This is a genomic window from Thermus sediminis, from assembly GCF_003426945.1.
Lineage (GTDB): Bacteria > Deinococcota > Deinococci > Deinococcales > Thermaceae > Thermus > Thermus sediminis.
Map to the genome: position 1 here is coordinate 312,723 of NZ_QURO01000004.1, position 18,823 is coordinate 331,545.

Here is an 18,823-nt window from a genome sequence, read left to right on the forward strand (position 1 = left end):
CGGCTTTTTGTGATTTCTTTCACGATTATCCAGGCTCGTGCCTTTACTCTCCTACATAGACTCTAAGGCCTCCAGGAACATCCCAAGGAGGTCCCCCGGAGCCTCGAGGCCCACGGAAACCCGCACCAGGCCCGGGGTGACCCCCGCCCGGAGCCTCCCCTCCTCCGGGAGGCGGCTATGGGTGGTGGTCCAGGGGTGGACAAGGAGGGTGCGGGCATCCCCCAGGTTGGCCGCCTTGGGCAGGGGGATGGCCCGGAGGAAGCGGCTCGCCGCCTCCTGGCTCCCCAGGTCCAAGGTCAGCACGGGGCCGAAGTGGGCCAGGTACCGCCTCGCCCTTTCGTGGGCTGGGTCCTCGGGGAGGCCCGGGTAGCGGAGGTCCTTCACCTTGGGATGGCCCCAAAGCCGCTCCGCCAAAAAGGCCGCCGTCTCGCTCATCCGCCGCACCCTTAAGGCCACGGTTTCCAGGCCCTGGAAGAGGAGGTAGGCGTGGAAGGGGGAAAGGGCCATGCCGAGGAGGGAAAGCCCCAGGGTGCGGACCCTCTCCGGGTAGCACCGCCCCCCTAGAGCCTCCCAGGGCACCTGGCCCCGAGGGTCCTTCTCCAGGAACTGGGGATAGCGGGCCCAGAGCGCCGTGTCCCGGGAAAGGACGGCCCCGCCCAGGACCGAGCCGTGGCCGCTCGCCCACTTGGTGAGGCTTTGCACCACCCCATGGGCCCCCCACCTGAGGGGCTGGCAGAGGGCCCCTGCGGCCCCGAAGGTGTTGTCCACGATCAAAGCGACCCCCCTCTCCTCCGCTAGGGCGGCCAGGCCCTCGAGGTCTGGGACCAGGAGGGCGGGGTTAGCCATGGTCTCCACGAAGATGGCCCGGGTGCTGGCACTTAGGGCCTCCCGCACCCGGTCGGGCTCGGGGTCCACGTAATGGACCCGCACCCCCATAAGCCCCAGGACCTGGCCGAAAAGCCCAATGGTCTGGCCGAAGAGCCCCTGGGCCGCCACCACCTCGTCCCCCTGGCGGAGGAGGGCGAGGAGGGCGGCGAAGGTGGCCGCCTGGCCGCTGGCGAAGGCCACGGCGTAATCCGCCCCCTCCAAGGCCCGAAGGCGCTCCTCCAAGGCCTTCCCCGTGGGGTCCTTCTGCCGGGCGTAGACGTACCCCTCCCCAGTGGCGAAGCGCTCCGTCCCCTCCTCGAGGGTCTTGAAGCCGTAGGCGGCCACGGCGTGGATGGGAAGGCCCAGGGCCCCGTGGGGGTCCTCGGGGAGGCCGGCATGGACCGCCAGGGTCTCGTACTCCACGCCGCCCTCCTAGCGCACCAGAAGCACGGGGCAGGGGGCCTCGGCCACCACCTTCTGGCTCTGGCTCCCCAGGAAGAGGCTCCCCACCGCCCCCAGGCCCCGGGTGCCCATGACGATGAGGTCCACCCTCTCCCCTATGGCCGCCTGGAGGATGGCCTCCGCCGCCCGCCCCTCCAGGAGAAGGGCGTCCTCCTTGGGAACCCCGGTGAGGGCGATGGCCTCGGCCAGCACCTTCTCCGCCCTCTCCAGCCGCCTCTTCAGGGCCTCCTCAAAGAAGGGCTCCCCCAGGTAGTCGGGCACGGGCTCGTAGGCGTACACCACGACAAGCCTCGCCCCGTGGGCCTGGGCCTCGGCCTTGGCCATCCCCGCCGCCCGCTTGGCGTGGTCCGAGCCATCGTAGGCCAAGAGGATGGTCTTGAACATAGGGGCATTTTACCTGGAGCGCTGGGAAGGCCAGGCCAGGCGCCGGGGGAAGAAATACCCTTGACAAAGTGAAACTCAGGTAGCACCACGACGGTATGGGCTGCTGCTTGGACCGGCGCAAGGTGGTGCAGGGGCTTTCAGGGCTGGCCTTGGGGGGGCTAGGGTTGGCGCAAAGGAGGAGGCGGCTACGCCTGGCCTTCTGTTCCCAGCTCCTTTGCATCATCCCCTATGAGGTGGCCTTGAAGCGGGGCTACTTTGCCGAGGAGGGCCTGGAGGTAGAGCTGGTCTACGCCCGGGGGGGGAGCCAGGCCCTGCAGTTCCTGGTGGGGCGGGCGGTGGACTACGCCGCCACCAGCCTGGACGCTGCCCTCCAGGCCTACTAGCAGGGAGCCCCCCTCCTCCGCTTCGCTTCCACGGGCCGCCTCCCCCTCTTCGCCCTGGCCACGGGCCCCAGGAGCGCCATTAGGGGCCTAAGGGACCTCGAGGGGAAGACCGTGGGGGTCTCGGCCCTGGGCAACGCGGACCACGTCCTCCTCGTCTACCTCCTGAAGAAGGCCGGGGTGGACCCCAGGCGGGTGCAGTACGCCACCCTGGGCCCCAACCTCTACGAGGCCCTGAGGGCGGGGTACGTGGAGGCGGGGATGGTCCAGGAGCCCGCCCTCACCCTCCTCAAGGAGGCCGGGGGGCGGGAGCTGGTGAACCTCATGGACCTGAGGCAGGCCCAGGCCTACCTGGGCGGGCCTTACGAGTTCATGGGGGTGGCCCTGCGGCGGGAGGAGCGCCAGGCCAGGCTGGAGGAGATGAGGGCCCTGGCCAGGGCCCTGGAGAAGGCCCTCCGCTTCGTCCACACCGCGAGCGCCCGCCTCATCACCGACACCCTGCCCAAGGCCCTGATCGCGGGCGGGGATGAAGAGAGGCTTCGGGCGGTCATTGAGCGCTACCGCAAGGACCTCTACCCCACGGGGGTCCGGATTGACCTGGAGGCCGCTCGCCGGGTGGCGGAAAGCCAGGTGGAGGCGGGACTCCTCCCCCCCTCCTTCCGCGTGGAGGCCCTTTTGGACCTAGAGGTGCTAGGTGCTTCGGGTTGAAAACCTGGCCCTGGGGTACGGCAAGGTTCCCGTCCTGGAGGGGGTGAGCCTCCAGGTGGCGGAAGGGGAGTTCGTGAGCCTGGTGGGGCCCTCGGGGAGCGGCAAGAGCACCCTCCTCCGGGCCATCGCCGACCTCCTCAGGCCCCTTTCCGGGGAGATCCGGCGGGGGTTTCCTGGGGGCGCCTTGGGCTTCCTCTTCCAGGAGGACGCCCTCCTCCCCTGGCGCACGGCCCGGGAGAACGCCGCCCTAGGCCTCAGGGTCCGGGGCCTGCCCAGGGGGAGGGCCCTGGAGGAGGCGGAGGCCTGGCTTGATCGCCTGGGGCTAAGGGGCCTTGGGGACCGCTTCCCCCACGAGCTCTCCGGGGGGCAGAGGAAGCGGGTGGCCCTGGCCCAGGTCCTGGCCCTGAGGCCCCGCCTCCTCCTCATGGACGAGCCCTTCGCCAGCCTGGACGCCATCCTGCGCACGGAGATTACCCGCGACCTCCTGCGGCTGGTGGAGGGGGAGGGGATCTCCGTCCTCCTGGTGACCCACGACCTCGAGGAGGCCCTGGCCCTCTCCGACCGGGTCTACCTCCTCGCCCAGGGGCCCAGGGCCCGGATCGCCCAGGAGTACCCCGTGCCCTTCCCCAGGCCCCGGGACCCGGTGGGCGTGCGGAGCGACCCCCGCTTCGGACCCCTGCTTCGGCGGCTTTGGCAGGACCTGGAGGAGGTGGCCCTATGCGCCGCATCCTAGGGGTCCTCAGCCTCCTCCTCCTCTGGGAGGGGTTTGCCGCCATGGGGTGGGCGAACTCCCTCTACGCCCCACCCCCCCATGAGGTCCTCCTCACCCTTTGGGGCCTCCTCGCAGGCGGGGAGATCTGGCCCCACCTCCAGGCCACCTTCAGCGCCGCCCTCCTGGGGCTCCTCTGGGGCCTCCTCCTGGGAGGGGCCCTGGGGCTCTTGGCCGCCTTCAGCCCCCTCGTCGCCGACCTCCTGGGGCCCGTCATGCTCCTGTTGAACGCCATTCCCCGGGTGATCCTCGCCCCCCTCTTCGTGATCTGGCTGGGCATCGGCCTGGCCTCCAAGGTGGCCCTGAGCCTGGTGCTGGTGGCCTTGCTCATCTTTTTCGCCGTCTATGGGGGGGTGCGGAACGTGGACTCGAGGCTTGTGGAAAGGGTCCGGACCCTGGGGGGTGGCAGGCTTTGGCTCCTAAGGGAGGTCTACCTCCCCTCCCTCGCCGCTTGGGTCCTCTCCTCCCTAAAGGTGGCCGTGGGCTTCGCCTTCACGGGAGCGGTGGTGGGGGAGTTCGTGGCCGCGAGCCAGGGCTTAGGCTACCTCCTCTCCTTCGCCCAAAGCACCTACAACGCCGAGCTCTCCCTGGCCCTCATCGCCCTCATCGTCCTCTTCGTCCTCCTCCTCTTCTTCCTCTTCGACCGCCTGGAGCGCCACCTCCTCCGCTGGCGGCCGCAGGCGAGGGAGCAAGCGCGGGGCTAGGCCTCGACCCGCCCCTCCGGGGGGACCTCCACCCTCCGCCCGCAGCGGCAGACCTCTCCCTCTACGCGGAAGAGGGTGCCGTCGGAGCGGGGGTAAAGCCAAAGGGCCCCGCAGTCGGGGCAGCGGACCTCGGCCACCAGGGTGCGGATCTCCTCCGGGCGAAAGCGGTAGACCTCCCCGCACCAGTGGCAGACCACCTCCGCCCCCCCGTCCTTGACGATCATCTCCTCCCGCTCCTCGGGGGTGAAAAAGACCAAGGCCTCCAGGGCCTTTTCCCGGCTGCAGCGGCAACGGAACTGGGCGGGGATCCCGTTCAGGGGGTAGCCTAGGGCCCTGAGGTCCGTGGGCGCGTAGCCGAGCCCCTGGAAGATGGCCGCCAGGGCTCCCTCGAGGCCCTTCTCCCTGAGCAAGGGGGTGAGACCCGGGAGGCCCGCTAGGTTGGCCTCGAGGCGGCCCACCACCGCCTCGGGGGCCCCAGGCACAACCTGCACGGCCACGCCCCCCGCCATCTCCACCTCCCCTTCCCCCCTGACCCGCACCCCCAGGAGAAGGGCCGAAGGGATCTGCTCCGACTGCCAGAGGTAGTGGGCCAGGTCCTCGGCGATCTCCCCCGAGACCAGGGGCACGGTGCTGGTGTAGATCTCCCCACCCGCCAGGCTCCGGTCCACCCGCAAGAAGCCCGCTCCCACGAGCTCCCCCACGTTGAGCTTCCCGTCCTCCCGCAGGGGAACCTCCGCCTGGGGGTTTTTCACGTACCCGCGAACGTTCCCAAAGGCGTCCGCCTCGGCCACCAGGCCCCCCAAGGGCCCCGTGCCCTCTACGCGCAGGGTAAGGCGCTCCCTGGGGGTTTTGAGGAGGAGCTGGGCCAGGAGAAGCGCCCCGGTCAGGGCCCGGCCAAGGGCGGCGGTGGCCGTGGGGGAGAGCCCGTGGCGAAGCCGGGCCTCCTCCACCACGTCCCCCGTCTCCGCCGCCACCACCCTAAGGTGTCCCTCTCCTGCCAAACCCCTGAGGATCCGTCCCATACCCCGCCATTTTGCCACAACCCCTATAATCGCCCTATGGGCCTCGTCCTCTACGACACGATGCAGAGGAAGAAGGTCCCCTTCCTCCCCACCACCCCGGGGCACGTGGGCATCTACGTCTGCGGCCCCACCGTCTACGCCGACCCCCACCTGGGCCACGCCCGGGGCCCCATCGTCTACGACGTCCTAAGGCGCTACTTCCTCCACCAGGGCTACAAGGTGCGCTTCGTCTCCAACATCACCGACGTGGGCCACCTCACGGACGACGCCGACCAGGGGGAGGACAAGGTCGCCAAGCGGGCCAAGCTGGAGCAGCTGGAGCCCATGGAGGTGGCGGAGAAGTACACCTGGAGCTACTTTGACGCCATGGAGGCCCTGAACGTCCTCAGGCCCTCCATCACCCCCAGGGCCAGCGGCCACATCCCCGAGATGTGGGAACTCACGGAGAGGCTTCTGGAGAGGGGGGTGGCCTACGTGCGGGAGGGGAGCGTCTACTTCCGGGTACGGGCCTTCCCCGAGTACGGGAAGCTCTCCGGGAAGAGGCCCGAGGAGCTTCGGGCTGGGGCCCGGGTGGAGGTGCGGGAGGAGAAGGAGGACCCCCTGGACTTCGCCCTCTGGAAGCGGGCCGAGCCCGGCCACCTCATGCGCTGGAAAAGCCCCTGGGGGGAGGGGTATCCCGGCTGGCACATCGAGTGCACCGCCATGAGCCTCAAGTACCTGGGGGAGGGGTTTGACCTCCACGCGGGAGGAATCGACCTCCAGTTCCCCCACCACGAGTGCGAGATCGCCCAGGCGGAGGCGGCGGGGTACCGCTTCGCCCGGTACTGGATGCACCACAACCACGTCCTCCTCGAGGGGGAGAAGATGGCCAAGAGCACGGGGAACCTGGTCCTTCTCCACGACCTCCTCCGGGCCCACGAGCCCATGGCCCTGCGCTTTTACCTCCTGCAGACCCACTACCGAAGCCCCATGGACTTCACCTTTGAGGGCCTAGAGGCCGCCAAAAGGGGGTACCTACGCCTCCTCAACGCCTACCGGGAGGTGCGGGCCAGGCAGGGGGCGGCCTCCCCCGGCACCACCCCGGAGCTGGAAAGGGCCCTGGACGCCCTGGAGAAAGGGGTCCTGGAGGCCCTGGAGGACGACCTCTCTACCCCTGAGGCCCTGGCCCAGTTCTTCACCTTCCTCCCCGAGCTCCACCGCCTCCTCCCCGAGGCCAGGCGGGAGAGCCTGGAGCGGGCAGAAGGGGTCTTCCACACCCTGGGCGAGGGGCTTCTTGGCCTATTCCCGGAAAGGGTCCTGGAGGAAAAGCTCTCCGGCCCCCTCCTGGAGGGCCTCATAGGCCTCTTCCTGGAGCTCAGGGAGGAGGCGAGGCGGGCCAAGGACTATGCCAAAAGCGACCGCATCCGGGAGAGGCTGAAGGCCCTGGGGGTCGTCGTGGAGGACACCAAAGAAGGCCCTAGGTGGCGCATAGAGGCGCTGCGATAGCCTTCTAGCTCCCTTCGCTCTTTCAGCTCAGAAAAGCCTCCCGGGAACCTTCCGCCAGGGCCCCATGCTAAGTACCCCACTGCGGCTTTCGCCGCAGTGGGGGCCCCAAAAAGTTCCCCCACAGCCCTGATGCCCTCGGGCCCCCATGCTGGCTCGGGCCAGCATGGGGTGGTATGAAGGGCCCTTAGCGGGGGATGGGGTAGCCCTGGGCCTCGAGGACCGCCTCGGCCACCCTCCGCCTCAGGGCCACCAGGTCCACGGGCTCCCGCTTGGTGAGCCTGCGGGCGGCGGAGTAGACCACCCGGGCCTCGTCCCCCTCCACCAGCCTGGGCAGGACGGAAAGGGCCCGCACCTGGGCGCGGTCCAGCGCTTGGACCAGGTAAATCCGGGCCATGGCCTGGGCCAACTCCCCAAGCCGCCTGGCCCTTAGGAGGGCGCTTTCGGCGGCGTAGGCGTCGATCAGGATGTCGGCGGCAGCAGCGAGCACCTCCTGCTCCTCCTCCACCCCTTGGCCGTACTTCTGGGCCGCCAGGCCCGCCACCGTGAGGAAGAGCTTCTTGAGCCCAGCGATCTGGTGGAGCTCCAGGTCCTCGGGCTCCTCAAAGCTGGGCTCCAGGAGCTCCTTCTGGAGCTTCATGGCCGCCTGGAAGAGGGGAAGTTGCCCTTTCAGGGCCCGGCGGAGGAGCATCCCGGGGATGAGGAGGCGGTTGATCTCGTTGGTGCCCTCAAAGATGCGGTTGATGCGGGCGTCCCGGTAGGCCCTCTCAATGGGGTAGTCTTGGGAGTAGCCGTAGCCCCCGTGGATCTGCACCCCCTCGTCCACCACGTAGTCCAGGACCTCGGAGCCCAGGACCTTGATGATGCTGGCCTCCACGGCGTACTCCTCAATCCCCGCCATCACCGCCTCAGGGCCTTCCCTGCCCAAAAGGGCCTCGTCGATGAGGCCCACGGTGCGGTAGACGGCGCTCTCGGCGGCGTAGATGCGGCTCGCCATCTCCCCCAGCTTCTCCTGGATGAGGCCGAAGCGGGCGATGGGGCGGCCAAACTGCACCCGCTGGGCCGCGTACTGGGCGGAAAGCTCCAAGGCCCGCTTGGCCCCGCCCACGGCCCCCGCCCCCAGCTTGTAGCGGCCCACGTTGAGGACGTTGAAGGCGATCTTGTGCCCCTTGCCGATCTCGCCCAGGACGTTCTCCACCGGCACCTTGGCGTCCTCCAGGATCACCTGGCGGGTGCTGGAGGCCTTGATGCCCATCTTCTTCTCCTCGGGGCCAAAGGAGAGGCCCGGGGTGTCCCGCTCCACCAAGAAGGCGGTGAAGTGCTCCCCGTCCACCTTGGCGAAGACGGTGAAGAGCTGGGCGAAGCCGGCGTTGGAGATCCACTGCTTGACCCCGTTCAGGATGTAGTACCTCCCGTCCTCGGAGAGGGTGGCCCGGGTCTTGGCGGAGAGGGCGTCCGAGCCCGAGCCCGGCTCCGTGAGGCAGTAGGCGGCGATCCACTCCCCAGTGGCCAGCTTGGGGAGGTACTTCCGCTTCTGCTCCTCGGTGCCGAAGTAGACCAGAGGCAAGGTGCCGATGGAGGTGTGGGCCCCGTAGGTGACGGAAAAGCCCCCGGTGCCGGAAAGCTCCTCCCCCACCACGGTGGAGACCACCTTGGGCAGGTCCAGGCCCCCGTAGGCCTCGGGGATCTCTATGGCGAGAAGCCCGAGCTCCCCCGCCTTCCTCATGAGGGGCACGTTGAGGGAAAGCTCCCCGTGCTCCAGGCGCTCCAGGAGGGGAAGGACCTCCCTTTCCACGAAGGTGCGCGTGGTGCGGGCGATCTCCTTGACGCTCTCGTCAAAGTCCTCCGGGGTGTAAACGCCCTCCGGGCTCTCCAGAATCCAGCCGCCGCCCTTTTGCCAAAGCTTCTTCTCCTCGGTCATGGTCTCCCCCTTTACGCCGGATACACCTCAAAGACCCCGGCGGCCCCCATGCCGCCGCCGATGCACATGGTGACGAGGCCATACCCCCCACCCCGACGGGAAAGCTCAGCGATGAGCTGGGCGGTGAGCTTGGCCCCGGTGGCCCCCAGGGGGTGGCCCAGGGCGATGGCCCCGCCGTTCACGTTGGTCTTCTCCTCGGGCATTTCCAAAGCCCGCATCACCGCCAGGACCTGGGCAGCGAAGGCCTCGTTGAACTCGATGAGCCCGATCTGGTCCAGCCTGAGCCCGGCCCGCTCCAGGGCCTTGGGCACCGCCTTCACCGGGCCGATGCCCATCACGTCCGGCTCCACCCCGGCCACGGCGAAGCTCAGGAGGCGGGCCAGGGGCTTTAGGCCTAAAGCCTCGGCCTTCTCCCGGCTCATGACGACGAGGGCCGCCGCCCCGTCGGAGTAGGGGCTTGCGTTCCCCGCGGTCACCGTGCCCCCCTTCTTGAAGGCAGGGCGGAGCTTGGAGAGGGCCTCGAGGCTGGTGTCGGGCCGCACGGTCTCGTCCCGCGCAAAGAGGACCTCCTCCACCCGCTTCTTGGTGCCCTGGTAGGTGACCTTGGGCACCCGGATGGGGACCACCTCGCTAAAACGCCCCTCGGCCCAGGCCTGGGCCGCCCTTTGGTGGCTCCTTAGGGCCCAGCGGTCCTGGTCCTCGCGGCTGATGCCAAAGCGCTCCGCCACCCGCTCGGCGGTGAAGCCCATGCCGATGTAGGTGGAGTACCCCTCCGGGCTCCACTCCGTGGGGGTGAGGTCGGGGTGGAGGCGGGTGTGGAAGCCCGACATGGGCACCTGGCTCATCATCTCCACCCCGCCCGCCAGTACCGCGTCCGCCATCCCCGTCATCACAGCCTGGGCCGCCATGGCCACGGTCTGGAGGCCCGAGGAGCAGAAGCGGTTGACCGTGGCCCCCGCCACCTCCACGGGAAAGCCCGCCCGCAGGAGGGCCAGACGGGCGATGTTCAGCCCCTGGGCCGCCTCGGGCATGGCGCACCCCCAGAGGACGTCCTCAAGCTCCCTAGGGTCCAGGCCCACCCGCTCCACCGCCCCCCGCATCACCTGGGCGGAGAGGTCCACCGGGTGCAGGGTGGCCAAGGCCCCATCCTTCTTGCCCCGGGCCACGGGGCTCCTGACCGCGCTCACGATGACCGCTTCCCGCATCTTCTCCCCCTTCTAGTTCCTAAGAGGCTTCCCCGTCTTCAGGGTGTAGGCGATGCGCTCCTGGGTCTTCCGGGTGCCGAGGAGCTTCAGGAAGGCCTCCCTTTCTAGGTCCAAAAGGTCCCACTCCGAGACCTCCCGCGCCGGGCCTTCCCCGCCGGAGAGCACGTAGGCGATCTCCAGGCCGATCCGCATGTCGTGGTCCGTGATCTCCCCCGCCTCATGGAAGGCCCAGACGGCGTAGCGGAGGTTGCCCAACGCCTCGCTACCCAGGACCCGGATCCTGGGGGAAAGGGGCGGGCGGTAGTCGGGGGCGAGCTCCAGGACGCGCCGCTTGGCGTCGGCGATGAGGAAGTCCCGGTTCATGGAGATCCGGTCCCTATCCCTCAGGAAGCCCATCTTCCGGGCCTCGAGGGCGCTCGTGGAGGTCCTGGCCATGGCGATGAGGCCGAAGGCCCGTTTCACCGCCTCAAAGGGATCGGCCTCCTCGTAAGGGCTTAGCTCCTCGGTGAAGCGGAGGAGCATCTCCTTGGTGCCGCCCCCAGCGGGCAGCAGGCCCACCCCGGCCTCCACGAGGCCCATGTAGAGCTCGGCGTGGGCCTGGACCAGGTCAGCGTGCAGGGTGAACTCCGCCCCACCCCCCAGGGTGAGGCCGAAGGGGGCCACCACCACGGGGAAGGGGCTGTAGCGCAAGGACATGGAGGCCTTTTGGAACTGGCGCACCGCAAAGGAGAGCTCGTCCCAATCCCCCTCCTGAGCCCCGGAGAGGATCAGGGCCAGGTTGGCCCCGGCGGAGAAGGCCCTGGGGTCCTCGTTGCCGATGACGAGGCCCAGGTAGCCCTTCTCCTCCACGTACTCCAGGCTCTTCTGGAGCATGCGGATCACCCCCTCCCCGATGGCGTTCATCTTGGTGCGGAACTCCAGAAGGACCACCCCGTCCCCCAGGTCCAGAAGGGCCGCCTCCTTGCCCTCTAGAAGGGTTTTCCCTTCGGACCTTAGGGCCTTGAGGGAGACCACCCCTTCCCGCTGGGGCAGGGGGTGGTAGGCCCCGTCAAACCCCAGGAAGGTATTCCCCTTGTAGAAGGCCCCGTCCGCCTTCTCTAGGAGCTCGGGGAGGGGGAGGCCATGCTCCGCGAGGAGGTCCTTCACCCTCGCAAGGCCCACGGCGTCCATGTTCTTGAAGGGGCCCATCTCCCAGCCAAAGCCCCACTCCAGGGCCTGGTCCACGGCCACCAGGTCGTAGGCGATCTCCGGTGCCTTTTCCAGGGTGTAGTGGGCGGTCTTGGCGAAAAGCTCCCTGAGGAAGGCCCCGTACTTGCCGGGAAGCTCCAAAACCCGGGGAAGGCGCTCCGCAAGAGGGAGATCGCGAAGGGTCCTAACCTCCGGGAGGTCCGGCTTGGCCCTGGGCCCGTAGTCTAGGGTCCTGGGGTCCAGGGTGAGGATCTCCCCGTTCACCCGCTTGTAGAACCCCGCCCCAGCCTTCTCCCCCAAACGGCCCTCCTCCACCAGGCGGAGGACCCAAGGGGGCAGGGCGAAGTCCTCCCCGGTGGCCTGGGCGAGCTCCTCGGTCACGAGCCTGAGCACGTCCAGGCCCGTGAGGTCAGCGGTGCGGAAGGTGGCGGAGTTAGGGCGGCCCAGGAGAGGCCCGGTGAGGGCATCCACCTCGTCAATGGAAAGGCCGTGTTTCTCCATGAGGCGCACCGCCTGGACCATGCCGTAGACCCCCAGGCGGTTGGCGATGAAGCCCGGGCGGTCCTTGGCCAGGACCGTCCCCTTGCCCAGGATGCGCTCGCCGAAGCGGCGGATCGCCTCCAGGACCTGGGGGTCGGTCTCGGGGGTGGGGATGAGCTCCAGGAGGTGGAGGTAGCGGGGCGGGTTGAAGAAGTGGGTCCCCAGGAAGCGCTTGCGGAAGCCCTCGGAGCGCCCCTCCAAGAGGACTGCCATGGGGATCCCGCTCGTGTTGGAGCTCACGATGGCCGTGGGCTTGAGGAGGCCTTCGAGGCGAGCGTAGAGGGCCTGCTTGGGCTCGGGCTTCTCAACGATGGCCTCCACCACCCAGTCGCAGTCCCTGAGCCTCTCTAAGTGGTCCTCGGTGTTGCCGATCTCCACGTTCCGGGCGAGGTCGGGGTCCATGAAGGCCGCCGGCTTGGCCTTCAGGGCCCGCTCCAGGCCCTTCTTGGCGGGTTCGTTCCGGTCCTCCTTCCCGGGGATGTCCAGGAGGACCACCGGGACGCCGGCGCTCACCAAGAGGGCCGCGATCCCGCTCCCCATGGTCCCCGCGCCCACCACGCCTACCTTCTTGATCATGGCTAACCTCCTTATACTGAGTCAAAGTTTACCCCCACCCCCGGGGCCCTGTCAAAGGGGAGGTTCACCTAGCGGTCGGCGAAGAGGTAGAGGGCCTGCATGAGGGCCTCGGGGTAGTCCCGGGGCCTCAGGCCCCTTTTGGCCAGGCGGAAGCCAGGGGGGTACTGGGTGATCTCCACCCGGAAGGGAAGCTCCCTCAGGGCCTTGGCGTCGTAGTCCAGGGGGAAGCGGGGGAAGACGGCCTGGAGGTGGGTGAGGTCCTCGGTGAGGGAGAGCACCCCCTTCCTCTCCGCCACCAGGCGGAGCCGGGTGAGGTTGACGAAGTTCTCCGCCTCCTCGGGGAGAGGGCCGTAGCGCTCCTTGAGCTCCCGCACCAGGCGGGAAACCTCCGCCAGGGTCTTGGCCTCGGCGAAGCGGCTGTAGTAGCGGCTCCTGGCCTCGAGGCTCCCCACGTACTCCGCGGGAAGCCGGGCGGAGAGGGAGAGGTCCAGGGTCACGTGGGGCCTCTCCTCCGCCTCCTCCCCCTTGAGCTTCCTCAAGGCCTCCTCCAGGAGCTCCGTGTAGACCTCCAGGGAGAGGGCCCGGATGTGGCCGTGTTGCTCGGGGCCCAGGAGGTTCCCCACACCCCTGATCTCCATGTCCCGCTCCGCCAGGAGGTGGCCGCTTCCCAGGTCGGAAAGGTCGGCGATGGCGTGGAGGCGCTTCTCCGCCGCCTCCGTGAGCCTTGGCGGGTGGAAGAGGTAGGCGTAGCCCTCCTGGTCCCGCCTTCCCACCCGGCCCCTTAGCTGGTAGAGGGTGGCGAGGCCCAAGCGGTCCGCCCGCTCAATGAGGATGGTGCCCGCCTCGGGGATGTCCAGACCCGCCTCAATGATGGTGGTGGCGAGGAGGACATCGTAAGCCCCCTCGGCGAAGAGGAGCATGGTCTCCTCTATGAGGGCCTCGGGCATCTGCCCGTGGACCACCCCAATCCGGGCCTCGGGGACCAGGTTCTCCAGGTAGCCCCGCCTAGCCTCTATGGAGGCCACCCGGTCGTGCACGTAAAAGGCCTTTCCCCCCCGCTCCAGCTCCATCAGGATGGCCTCCCGCACGAGAAGGGGGTCAAAGGGCGCAAGGAAGGTCTGGATGGGCTTCCTTCCCGGCGGTGGGGTCTGGATGCTGGAGAGGTCCTTGAGGCCCACCAGGGCCGAGTAGAGGGTGCGGGGGATGGGGGTGGCGGAGAGGTAGAGGGTATCCACGTTCTCCTTGAGTTCCCGAATGCGCTCCTTCTGGGCCACGCCGAAGCGGTGCTCCTCGTCCACGATGAGAAGGCCCAGGTCCCTGAAGGCCACATCGGGCTGGAGGAGGCGGTGGGTGCCGATGACGAGGTCCAGGGTGCCCTCCCTCAGGCCCTTCAGGATGGCCTCCTCCTCCTTGGGGGGGGTGAGGCGGGAGAGGACCCCTATGCGCACGGGTAGCCCCCGGAAGCGCTCCCGGAAGGTCTTGCCGTGCTGCTCGGCCAGCAGGGTGGTGGGCACCAGGAAGGCCACCTGGGCCCCGTGGCCCACCACCCGGTGGGCGGCCCTTAGGGCCACCTCCGTCTTGCCAAAGCCCACGTCCCCCGAGACCAGGCGGTCCATGGGATGGGGGCTTTCCAGGTCCTTTAGGACCTCCTCGAGGGCCCGCCTCTGGTCGGGGGTGAGCTCATGGGGGAAGCCCGCCTCCACGAGGGGGTCCCACTCGGGGAGAGGGGGAAAGGCCCGGCCCGGGGTGGCCCTCCTCTTGGCGTGGAGGACAAGGAGCCTGGCGGCTAGCTCCTCCACGTCCTTCCTGGCCCTCTCCTTGGCCCTCTGCCACTCCCCCTTGCCCAGGGAGGAGAGCTCCGGGGGGTCGTCGGTGGTGCCAGGGTGGCGCTTGAGGAGGGGAAGGCCCTCCACGGGCAGGTAGAGCCGCCCCTCCCCGGCGTAGCGGAGGACCAGGTAGTCCCGCTTGGCCCCCAAGACCTCCCGGGTCTCCAGGCCCAGGTACTGGCCGATGCCGTGCTCCGGGTGGATGAGGAAGTCCCCCGGGCTCAAGGCCCCGGGATCGGTAAGGCCCTCCCCTAGGCGCAACCTGGCCTTTGCTGCCCCGGTGGCGAAGACCAGGGCCTCGGTGAGGAGGACCTCCTCCCCCCACTCCGCCCCGCCCTCAAAGGCCCCGGGCAGGAGGGAAAGCCGCCCCTTAGGCCCGGGGTACCGGTCCAGGACCAGGGGCGAGAAGGCGGCGAGGCGCCCCTTCAGGTAGTCCAGGGTGCGGGCGTGGCCCACGAAGAGGTGGACCCGCTTCCCCTCAGCAAGCCAGCGGGAAAGGTCCTTCTCCAAGGCCTTGAGGCTTCCCCGGTAGGGGGGGATGGGCCTCGTCCCCAGGTCCAGAGGGGGAAGCTCCACCCCCGCCCCCAGGGCCACCAGGGGCCTCCCCGCAAGAAGGGGCCAGAGCGCCTTGGGGGCCAGGGAAGGGATGTCCAGGTAGACGGGACCCGGGAAGTGGAGGACCTTTTGGGAGGTGAAGCCCTCGGCCTTCCCCGGCTTGGAGAGGAGGACGTGCCGCCTCTTTCCCTCACCCGCGACGAAAAGGCGCTCCAGTTCCTCCCCGAAGAACTCCAGGCGCACCTCCCCCACCTCCAGGACCTCCCCTAGGACCCTCACCTCCTCGTCCCGGGCGTAGCCCATCCCCAAAAGGCGCTCCAGGAGTCCCTCCCGGGAATAGATCCGGCCCACCTCCAGCACGAGCCGAAAGGCCCCGGGATCCTCGGGGAAGGGGCTCAGGGCCTCCTCGTAGCCCATGACGAAGAGGGCCCGCTCCTCCAGGGCCTCGAGGCCCGGATTGGGGTAGACGGGCACCCCGAAGGCGGAAAGGTCCCGGTAGCGCCTAAGGCGCTCCTCTGGGACCAGGAGAAGGGCCGGGGGCTTCTCCCGGGCAAGGAGCAAAGCAGCAGCCACCTGGGGCAAGGCGACCCGGTGGCCGTAAAGCTTCTCCAGGGCGATCTCCATGCTGGGCCCCAAAGGGGCCAGGGGCTATTCTACCGCGTAGGCGTGCACCGCCAAAGCCCCGAGGCCCACGTTGGCGGCGATGGTGGCCCCGGAGCGGGTGATCCGGCCCCGCTCCAGACGAAGGGCGCTCTCCAGACTCCGCTTTAGGCCCTCCAGCCACTCGCTCTTGGCCTCGGTGTGGGCGATGGTGATGCGGGCCACCCGCCCCCGGAACTCCCCCAGGATCAGGCCAGCCAAGGCCTCGGGTACCGCGCTCTCCCGGGCCACCTTGAGGAAGCGGATGTGCCCCTTCTCAATGCGCAGGATGGGCCTTAGGCCCAGGAGGTTCCCCACCACCTCGCCAAAGCGGGGAAGGCGGCCGTTGCGGGCCAGGTGGGAGAGGTCGGCCACGCTGAAATAGAGACTGGAACGCTTCATCCGTTCCATTTCCCGCACCACCGCCTCCTCCTCAGCACCCCTCTTCAGCATCTCCACCGCCCTTAGGACCATGGCCCCAAGCCCCGCCGAGACCATCCCTGAGTCCAGCACCCGGATGCGGGTGGGGGCCACCTGCAAGGCCGCCTCCCGGGCCCGTTGCACGGTCTTGGAGAGCTCCCCGGAGACGTGGAGGGAAAGGAGGCGGTCGTAGACCTGGAGGTGGCGCTCGTAGACCTCGGCGAAGTCCTCCGCGCTGGGAGGCTCGGTCACGGGCTCCGCCCCCGCCCGCATGGCCTGGTAAAGGGCGTCCGGGGTGAGTTCCTGCCAGTCCCTGTAACGCCTCCCCAAGAGGTGGACGTAGACGGGCACCAGGCCCACCGCCTCCTCCCGGAGAACCTTGGGGGAAAGGTCCGAAGCCGAGTCGGTGACGAGACCCAAGTCCACGCCCCCCATCTTATACCAGGTCAAAGGATGGCCCCCCTATAATGGCAGGGGCATGGTCCTGGTCACCGGCTTTGAGCCCTTTGGCGGCCTACCCCACAACCCCTCGGAGGCCCTCCTCCCCCTCCTACCGGAGGCCATAGGGGGAAGGCCCCTTCGCAAGGCCCTGCTCCCCGCGGACACGGAAAGGGTGGGAGAGGCCCTTTTGGCCCTTTACCGGGAGGGGCCAGAGGCAGTCTTACACTTGGGCCTGGCGGAGAAAAGACCCCTTATCTCCGTGGAGCGGCTGGCTGTGAACCTCCTGGATTTTGAGCGCCCCGACAATGGGGGGAGGGTCCTCGAGGACACCCCCATCCTTCCCGAAGGCCCCCTGGCCCTCCCCGCCCGCTTCCCCGTCAAGGCGGTCCTAAGGCGCTGGCGGGAAGCGGGCATCCCGGGAAGCCAGAGCCTCTCCGCCGGAAGCTACCTCTGCAACCAGGTCTTCTACCTCTCCCTCTACCACCTGCCCGAAGGGGTCCCGGTGGGCTTCCTCCACCTTCCCCCCGACGAAACCCTGGCCTTGGAGCGGCCCGGCCCCTATGTGCCCCTCGAGGTCCAGGCCCGGGCCGTTCTCCTCGCCCTGGAGGCCCTGTGAGGGTCCTCTTCCTCACCGACGCCAAGCGGATTGGAGGAAGCGAGGTCTACCTCCGGGAGATGCTTCCCCGCCTCAAAACCTTGGGACTAAGTCCCGAGGCCGCCCTGCCTCTGGCCGAAGGCAACAGGCCCATCCGGGAAGCGCTTCTGAAACAGGGAATCCCAGTCCACGCTTACCGGACCCTAAAAGATCTGCCGCGGGGGTTTGACCGCGTGGTGGCCTCGGCCTGGTACCCACAGAGCTACAGGGCCTTCTTCACCCACTATCCACGGTTAACGCTTCTTATTCATGACCAGATAGAGGTCTTTTATCCCCTGGGAGGCCGGTACCTTTACCGCCTGGGTTATCGCCTTCTCCAAGTACCTAACCTAAAGCGCGCCGAAGCGGTCATCACCGTCTCCCAATGGGCCGCCAGATGGCTAAGGGAGGTCCATGGGATAGAAAGGGTCTTTGCTGTTCCCAACGGCGTGGATACAGAGCGCTTCCGCCCACCCCTTCCAGGGGAAAAGGAAGCTCTCAGGGCTCGGTATGACCTGAACCGATACACCGTTCTTGTGCCCGCACGCATGAGCCCGGAAAAGAACCACTTGGCCGTCCTCCTCACCGCCAGGCTTCTCCCTGAGGTAGACTTCCTCCTGGTGGGAACGGGCGAGCTGGAGGGGCTTTGGCGAAAGATGGCGCAAGTTTTGCGCCTTCAAAACGTGCGCTTCCTAGGAAGGCGAGAGGATATGCCTGACCTCTACCGAGCCGTGGACACCGTCCTCCTCCCAACCCTAGGGGAGAACCAGTCCTTGGCCACCCTCGAGGCCATGGCCTCAGCCCTCCCCGTGGTCACCACTCCCATCCCCGCCCAAAAGGAGCTCATTCAGGATGGATACACTGGGAGACTTGCCAATCCTTCCCCTTGCGAACTTGCTCTTACTTTGAAAACCTTGCCCTCTACGCTGGGCAAAGCCGCCCGTGCCTGGGTCCTAGCCCGTCACAACTTGGAACAAAGCGCCCTCCAGCTAGCCCAAACGCTTCGTGAGGTACATCGTGCTTGAAGTCGCCTTCATCACCGACGCTCCGCGGGTAGCGGGGAGCGAAGTTTGGCTTAGGGAAACCCTTCCGCTTTTGCCAGCCCTGGGCGTCAAACCAACCGTCTATCTCGCCGCGCACCCTAAGCTGAAGCCCTTTTCTAACCAGCTGGGCCGCGCAGGCATCACCACTGTGCTTTATCGCTCTTTAAAAGAACTCTCCTCGGAAACTGAAGGCTATCCCATACGCGTTCTCCAAAGCTGGTTTCCCAAAACCTATGCCATACTGCTTTCTACCTTACGTTTCCCCCTCGCTGTATACATTCATGATCAGTTGGAATATCATTATCCACTCGGCCTAACCCACCTTTTTCGTTGGATTTATGGATTTACCAAGGCCAAATACCTCCACCGGGCTACCTGCCTGTTCGTAGGGACTTACTGGGCGTCTTCATACCTTCAGCGCCACTTCGGCTTGAGAGCCCATGTGGTGCCCGTAGGCGTTGATCCAAACCACTTTAAGCCCCCGACGGAGGAACAGCGGCACCAACTGCGCCATACATATCGCTTGGAGCGCTTTACGCTCATTACACCCGCCCGCTTCACCCTGGAGAAAAATCAAATCAGTATCGCTTTTGTTGCCAAGCTTGTACCTGAAGCTGAGTTCCTTCTTGTAGGAGAAGGGAATTTAGCCCGAGTTATCCAGACCTTGAGCCGCGCTCTAAGGGTGAACAACGTTCGGTTTCTAAAGCCTCGCCTGGACGTGTCCGAGCTCTACCGGGCAAGCGATGCAGTCCTCTTCCCCACGTTAGGGGACAACCCTGGGCTCGTCATCTTGGAAGGTATGGCATCGGGCCTGCCTGTGATTACAAGCCCCTTCCCTCCCCAGAAGGAAGTGCTCTCACCTTCGGAAGGACTTTTGGTCCCTCCTACGCCTAGGGCTCTAGCCAAAGTCGTGCGCTGGCTCCAAGACCACCCGACAGAACTCAAAATCATGGGCCAAAAAGGACGCGAGCGCATCCTACGGGAGCGAACCAACGCCCATAGCGCCCAAGCCCTGGTTGAAGCCCTACACCAATGTCTAAACCGTAGGTAGAATCCC

Annotated in this window: 14 protein-coding genes and 1 pseudogene; 7 read left to right on the forward strand and 8 right to left on the reverse strand. The window is 67.5% G+C overall.

What is annotated here, in order from left to right; all coding sequences use genetic code 11:
* Positions 1 to 51: 51 nt before the first annotated feature.
* Complete coding sequence (locus ATI37_RS02295; protein WP_117236934.1) at positions 52 to 1,290, reverse strand: PLP-dependent transferase; 1,239 nt, start codon at positions 1,288 to 1,290, stop codon at positions 52 to 54.
* A gap of 9 nt (positions 1,291 to 1,299) precedes the next feature.
* Positions 1,300 to 1,713 carry a universal stress protein gene (locus tag ATI37_RS02300; protein WP_117236935.1) on the reverse strand — a complete coding sequence of 138 codons (414 nt, stop codon included), beginning with the start codon at positions 1,711 to 1,713 and terminating at the stop codon, positions 1,300 to 1,302.
* A gap of 95 nt (positions 1,714 to 1,808) precedes the next feature.
* Here ATI37_RS02300 and ATI37_RS02305 point away from each other — a divergent pair.
* From ATI37_RS02305 to ATI37_RS02315, 3 genes and pseudogenes are all read left to right on the forward strand, one after another.
* Positions 1,809 to 2,801: pseudogene (locus ATI37_RS02305) on the forward strand (ABC transporter substrate-binding protein).
* Positions 2,788 to 3,534: an ABC transporter ATP-binding protein gene (locus tag ATI37_RS12410; protein ID WP_117236936.1), complete on the forward strand. Its 747-nt coding sequence runs from the start codon at positions 2,788 to 2,790 to the stop codon at positions 3,532 to 3,534. Before ATI37_RS02305 ends, ATI37_RS12410 begins: the two are co-directional and overlap by 14 nt.
* Positions 3,519 to 4,274: an ABC transporter permease gene (locus tag ATI37_RS02315; RefSeq protein ID WP_117236937.1), complete on the forward strand. Its 756-nt coding sequence runs from the start codon at positions 3,519 to 3,521 to the stop codon at positions 4,272 to 4,274. Before ATI37_RS12410 ends, ATI37_RS02315 begins: the two co-directional genes overlap by 16 nt.
* Here the strand turns inward: ATI37_RS02315 and hslO are convergent.
* Positions 4,271 to 5,296 carry an Hsp33 family molecular chaperone HslO gene (hslO, locus tag ATI37_RS02320; protein WP_117236938.1) on the reverse strand — a complete coding sequence of 342 codons (1,026 nt, stop codon included), beginning with the start codon at positions 5,294 to 5,296 and terminating at the stop codon, positions 4,271 to 4,273. The two genes, ATI37_RS02315 and hslO, sit on opposite strands and share 4 nt — an antisense overlap.
* A gap of 36 nt (positions 5,297 to 5,332) precedes the next feature.
* Between hslO and cysS the strand changes: the two genes are divergently transcribed.
* Positions 5,333 to 6,781 (forward strand): cysteine--tRNA ligase, encoded by a 1,449-nt coding sequence (gene cysS / locus ATI37_RS02325; RefSeq protein WP_117236939.1) that lies wholly within the window; start codon positions 5,333 to 5,335, stop codon positions 6,779 to 6,781.
* Between the two features lie 184 nt (positions 6,782 to 6,965).
* Here cysS and ATI37_RS02330 read toward each other — a convergent pair whose 3' ends face one another.
* The 5 genes from ATI37_RS02330 to ATI37_RS02350 all read right to left on the reverse strand — a co-directional run bounded on the left by ATI37_RS02330 (position 6,966) and on the right by ATI37_RS02350 (position 16,074).
* Entirely contained in the window at positions 6,966 to 8,699 is a 1,734-nt protein-coding gene (locus ATI37_RS02330) for an acyl-CoA dehydrogenase family protein (RefSeq protein WP_117236940.1), read from the reverse strand.
* 11 nt (positions 8,700 to 8,710) lie between these two features.
* Entirely contained in the window at positions 8,711 to 9,904 is a 1,194-nt protein-coding gene (locus tag ATI37_RS02335; RefSeq protein ID WP_117236941.1) for a thiolase family protein, read from the reverse strand.
* A 12-nt stretch (positions 9,905 to 9,916) separates the two neighbouring features.
* Positions 9,917 to 12,208, reverse strand: coding sequence for a 3-hydroxyacyl-CoA dehydrogenase/enoyl-CoA hydratase family protein (locus tag ATI37_RS02340; protein ID WP_117236942.1), 2,292 nt, complete (start codon positions 12,206 to 12,208; stop codon positions 9,917 to 9,919).
* Positions 12,209 to 12,276: 68 nt separating this feature from the next.
* Complete coding sequence (mfd, locus tag ATI37_RS02345; protein WP_117236943.1) at positions 12,277 to 15,213, reverse strand: transcription-repair coupling factor; 2,937 nt, start codon at positions 15,211 to 15,213, stop codon at positions 12,277 to 12,279.
* A 24-nt stretch (positions 15,214 to 15,237) separates the two neighbouring features.
* Entirely contained in the window at positions 15,238 to 16,074 is an 837-nt protein-coding gene (locus ATI37_RS02350) for a DegV family protein (protein WP_117238486.1), read from the reverse strand.
* A 52-nt stretch (positions 16,075 to 16,126) separates the two neighbouring features.
* Between ATI37_RS02350 and ATI37_RS02355 the strand changes: the two genes are divergently transcribed.
* Genes ATI37_RS02355 through ATI37_RS02365 form a run of 3 tightly spaced genes read left to right on the forward strand, consistent with a single transcriptional unit; the run spans position 16,127 to position 18,817 of the window.
* On the forward strand, positions 16,127 to 16,705 hold the full coding sequence (locus ATI37_RS02355) for a pyroglutamyl-peptidase I (protein ID WP_117236944.1): 579 nt from the start codon (positions 16,127 to 16,129) through the stop codon (positions 16,703 to 16,705).
* Positions 16,702 to 17,748, forward strand: coding sequence for a glycosyltransferase family 4 protein (locus ATI37_RS02360; RefSeq protein WP_117236945.1), 1,047 nt, complete (start codon positions 16,702 to 16,704; stop codon positions 17,746 to 17,748). Before ATI37_RS02355 ends, ATI37_RS02360 begins: the two co-directional genes overlap by 4 nt.
* A complete protein-coding gene (locus ATI37_RS02365; RefSeq protein ID WP_198665490.1) occupies positions 17,741 to 18,817 on the forward strand; it encodes a glycosyltransferase family 4 protein in 1,077 nt (358 codons plus the stop codon). Before ATI37_RS02360 ends, ATI37_RS02365 begins: the two co-directional genes overlap by 8 nt.
* Positions 18,818 to 18,823: the final 6 nt, after the last annotated feature.

Excerpts from the sequence above, each read along its gene's own strand:
- ATI37_RS02335 (WP_117236941.1), bottom strand. The coding sequence starts at position 9,904 with ATGCGGGAAGCGGTCATCGTGAGCGCGGTCAGGAGCCCCGTGGCCCGG.
- ATI37_RS02315 (WP_117236937.1), top strand. The coding sequence starts at position 3,519 with ATGCGCCGCATCCTAGGGGTCCTCAGCCTCCTCCTCCTCTGGGAGGGG.
- ATI37_RS02355 (WP_117236944.1), top strand. The coding sequence starts at position 16,127 with ATGGTCCTGGTCACCGGCTTTGAGCCCTTTGGCGGCCTACCCCACAAC.
- ATI37_RS02300 (WP_117236935.1), bottom strand. The coding sequence starts at position 1,713 with ATGTTCAAGACCATCCTCTTGGCCTACGATGGCTCGGACCACGCCAAG.
- mfd (WP_117236943.1), bottom strand. The coding sequence starts at position 15,213 with ATGGAGATCGCCCTGGAGAAGCTTTACGGCCACCGGGTCGCCTTGCCC.
- ATI37_RS02340 (WP_117236942.1), bottom strand. The coding sequence starts at position 12,208 with ATGATCAAGAAGGTAGGCGTGGTGGGCGCGGGGACCATGGGGAGCGGG.
- ATI37_RS02330 (WP_117236940.1), bottom strand. The coding sequence starts at position 8,699 with ATGACCGAGGAGAAGAAGCTTTGGCAAAAGGGCGGCGGCTGGATTCTG.
- cysS (WP_117236939.1), top strand. The coding sequence starts at position 5,333 with ATGGGCCTCGTCCTCTACGACACGATGCAGAGGAAGAAGGTCCCCTTC.
- hslO (WP_117236938.1), bottom strand. The coding sequence starts at position 5,296 with ATGGGACGGATCCTCAGGGGTTTGGCAGGAGAGGGACACCTTAGGGTG.